Raw genomic sequence first — 3,938 nt, 5'->3', positions numbered from 1 at the left:
CAGACAAACTTGCTCTGATTGCCCGGACAAGCCGCATCAGGCGCGGCGTTGAGCGCCACGGTCACCACTGTCTGGCAGGTATCGGCGACATTGCAGGAATCGGTCACAATCAGCTTGAGAGTATTGGCACCGACTACCGGTGTAAATACAATCGAGTTGCCGGATAGAGTACCGCCGACTGCCGTGATAGTCTTGAGATTATTATTCGGATCAGACCAGGTGAATCCCGGTATCGTAATCGGGCTCAGGTCACAGACAAACTTGCTCTGATTCCCCGGACAGCTTGCAACTGGCTTGCTATTGAGTGTCACTGTCACCACTGTCTGGCAGGTGTCGGCCACATTGCAGGAATCGGTCACAATCAGCTTGAGTGTATTGGCACCAACCACCGGCGTAAATACAATCGAATTGCCGGAGAGAGAACCGCCAACCGCCGTAATGGTCTTGACATTGTTATTCGGATCGGACCAACTGAATCCCGGTATCGTGATCGGGCTCAAGTCACAAACAAACTTGCTCTGATTCCCCGGACAAACCGCATCCGGCGGAGCATTAAGAGCCACTGTCACAACTGTCTGGCAGGTGTCGGCTACGTTGCAGGAATCGGTGACAATCAGTTTCAACGTATTGGCGCCAACCACCGGCGTGAATACAATCGAGTTGCCGGAAAGAGTGCCGCCGACAGCCGTGATAGTCTTGATATTATTATTCGGATCAGACCAAGTGAATCCCGGTATCGTAATCGGGCTCAGGTCGCAAACAAACTTGCTCAGATTCCCCGGACAATTGGCCACCGGCGAGTCGTTCAAATTGACCGTCACGACCGTCTCGCAGGTATCGGCCAGTCCATGAGAATCAGTTGCAATAAGCCGGATAGTGTAATTCCCCTCTCCAGAAGGGGTAAAACAGACTGTATTTCCGGTTAAGGTTCCCAGTGATACTGTGACGCTGACCGGGTCACCGTCAGGGTCACTATAGCTGAATCCCGATGTGCAGACCGGGCCTAAGCCACAAAGGAAAACCGAAGTATTTCCCGGGCAGGTGGCTACCGGCGGCCTGTTGCAGGAGGCGCTATTGACAATGAATCTTTCGCAGACATTTGAGGCAGAAATTTCCAGGCGCGTTCCGGGTTGGCAGGCGCTGTTGCCCGGTTGACCGTAAGCGGGCTTACTTTCACCCAAATATTTGGCGCGGAGGGAATATTCTCCCGGGGTAGATGGAACCGGAACAGTGACACAGGCGATGCCGTTGGCATCAGTCCAAATAGTATCAAATCCATTCTGCCCCTGATTGACACCGCAATTGCCGGGATTAAGATAGAAAATAATCGGACGGTTGGGAAGGGGCGCATAGTTCCCCTTCTTGCAGACTTCAACCAGCCTGGCACAAGCATTATAACTCTGTCCCGGGCATAATGTATCAGGGATATTAGCAGTAAAATAAAGATTGGAGTTACAATCGGCAAAAGTGGTCATGGCCAATAGTCCCGAACTCTGGCCGATCGCGGTCACCAGAAGAGTTTCCAGAAGGTTGTCGTCGTAAGGAATATTCCAGAAGGTTTCGAAATTCCCCAGCGCGTTGGCAATCACCTGCCAGGGGTCATGCCCCTCGCCATCGGTGGGTGTGCCATCCAGGTGGGTCACCTGGACAGTAACATTTTCATTGTTCCAGAAACCGTTTGCGGTTATCGCCACCGAATCGCCGGGTGGATAATCGGGTCGGTCGGTATATACGGAGGCGGCATATAGCGGTGCGCCGGAAGCAAAGGCGCAGAGCATCACCCCGTACAATAGGAATAGAATTGCCTTTTTGTACCTGGAGTTACAAAAGGCACTGATTAGATGCTGACGGTCTGGCATCGGTTGCCCTTCCTATGTTTGGGATATTTAACAAATAACTATTTTCTACCTCATATAAAGCTAGAGTCTCGAGTCAACAATAGGTTGAATCTTTAGAATTTTCCGGCGGCCAACGTGGCCTTTTAGATTAATCGATAGTAAATGTAAGTACTAATATCTTATACCGTTAACAAGATAACTAATGAGAACTTATATGCAAGCAAAAAATTCGATTTTGCCAAACTATTTTAGGAATTTCCGGATTAAATTTGCTCTTATTGCGACTATAATTGTCTTCATTTTGGGGAGCCAATTTCCCAAGAATCGAGCCGGGAAACTGCATTCCCCTGCACACTCGTCCCCCAGAACCAGAAAACTTCACCTGAGGTAAAATTGCCCCTGATTCGACAAAGCCCCTTTCCACGGCTGTCTCAGCAACGAAATCCATTGATTCCCGGACAATTGCAGTCCAGAAAAGAAGAGTCTATCTTGATCAGAAATATCAACTATTGTCCGACTCAAGTATTTTTGCCTGACCCTGAGAAGCCAAACCGTGGTTTCCCTATATGCAATCATCTGCTTATCCCAGCTTTTGACCTGCCGCAGCTTCTCCCCGCCAGATAATTAGAAAGAGGCCAGGCAGACCGGTTTCCCTTCGGTGGCGAATATTCGATTCATCGTTTCGACATGCTCAGCGTCCGATATTCCCACCCGGCCATAATTATACAGCGACCGGAAACTAACCGCGCCCATCAGTAAAGAAGAGAAATCGGAGATATCAAGACCAACCTCAAAATCGAATTTGCCCTTTGGCTTCAGTTCGGCTTTACCATTTTCAAAATGAATAATTATATTCCTATCATTGCTTTTCAGAAAATTATCCCTGATTGCCAGCTTCATCCGGCAGGTTTGTGAGCCGAAATCATGAGCGGCCAGCGCCCGAAACAGAGAAGCCGTATCAATCACCCGATACATAACGCCGATCCCGCCGGTGTTGCATTCATGATATGCCACACGCACCAGATTCCCGGTCTGATTGCGCGGGTCAATAAAGAGATGATGAAGATCTTCATCATTGGTTTCGAATACAACACGGTTAACCTGATCCGACTGACTCCACAGGAAAGTCATCATCTCCGCGAGGACCTCGGGTGACTCATATATAAATTCCCTGATATGCAGGTCATTGGTCACGTAGTTCCCCGGGTAAACCGGTTCAAAATCAAAGGCCAGGTACCCCAGAATTTTTCCTTTTTTCTCATAACCGGCAAACCGAAGGGCCGGACTCAAATCCATAAACGTTTCTTGCCGCGCCACCGACCCTTCAACCATCCCGTTGGTTTTATCAAAATACCTTTGATAGCAGTCTATTATGGCCGGGGCATCTTCTTTACTGAGAAATCGGATATGTTCCTTGGTTTTTCCTTTGGGAAGGGCTTCCGGCTTCACCCGGTACTGGTTAATTTTGGCGCCGTACCCAAACCCCATATTGCGGTAGAAATCGGGGCGGAACGGCCAGAGAAGCGCTATCGGGGCACCCCTATCGCGATAATGCTCAAGGAAATAGAGAATCATCTCCTTGCAGACTTTCTCTTTCTTGTGCATCAGGTCAACCGCTACCATGCCCACCCCGCCGGCCGGGATCCTGGTGGCAAAAAGATTCATGGTGAAATCATGCAATCTCATCACCCCCAGCATTTTTTTCCGACGGAATAAACCATAGAGGCTAATCCGAGATCCCTTACCCGGCCGCGAAAGCCGCTCCAGAGCCCGCTGTTTTTCCTCCGGCGTGTCAATCTTCATTGCCGGATAGGCATGCCCTACAATGGTAATAAATTCATCGAGTTGCTTTCCTGTAAGTTTTCTTATTTCACTCACCGAAGTCGCTCCTTAATCATTGAATATTCCGCCTTGATTTCAGTGCTTCAAAAAAGAACCATCTTCCCCAGCGCTTTAGCATCACCCACCAGCGGCACCTGCCAATCGGCGGCCGACTGCAAGCGGAATTGCTTCCGGCGGAAATTCAGTCCCATTTGATCTTTCGCACTGGCTGAAACGCCAAACTGCGCCAGGGGGACTTTTATCTCTACACTCCAGTAA

General features: G+C 49.4%; 2 protein-coding genes. Both read right to left on the bottom strand.

Going from position 1 to position 3,938, the window contains the following annotated elements; all coding sequences use genetic code 11:
- Positions 1–1,859, bottom strand: a 1,859-nt coding sequence (locus tag NT002_01365) for a hypothetical protein (protein ID MCX6827921.1), incomplete at its 3' end; no start/stop codon positions are given.
- A 603-nt stretch (positions 1,860–2,462) separates the two neighbouring features.
- Positions 2,463–3,716: a GNAT family N-acetyltransferase gene (locus NT002_01360; protein MCX6827920.1), complete on the bottom strand. Its 1,254-nt coding sequence runs from the start codon at positions 3,714–3,716 to the stop codon at positions 2,463–2,465.
- Positions 3,717–3,938 lie beyond the last annotated feature (222 nt).

It is taken from the genome of Candidatus Zixiibacteriota bacterium (assembly GCA_026397505.1).
Lineage (GTDB): Bacteria > Zixibacteria > MSB-5A5 > GN15 > PGXB01 > JAPLUR01.
Note: the sequence above shows the minus strand (reverse complement) of the source record. Positions and strands in the feature narration are given on the sequence as shown.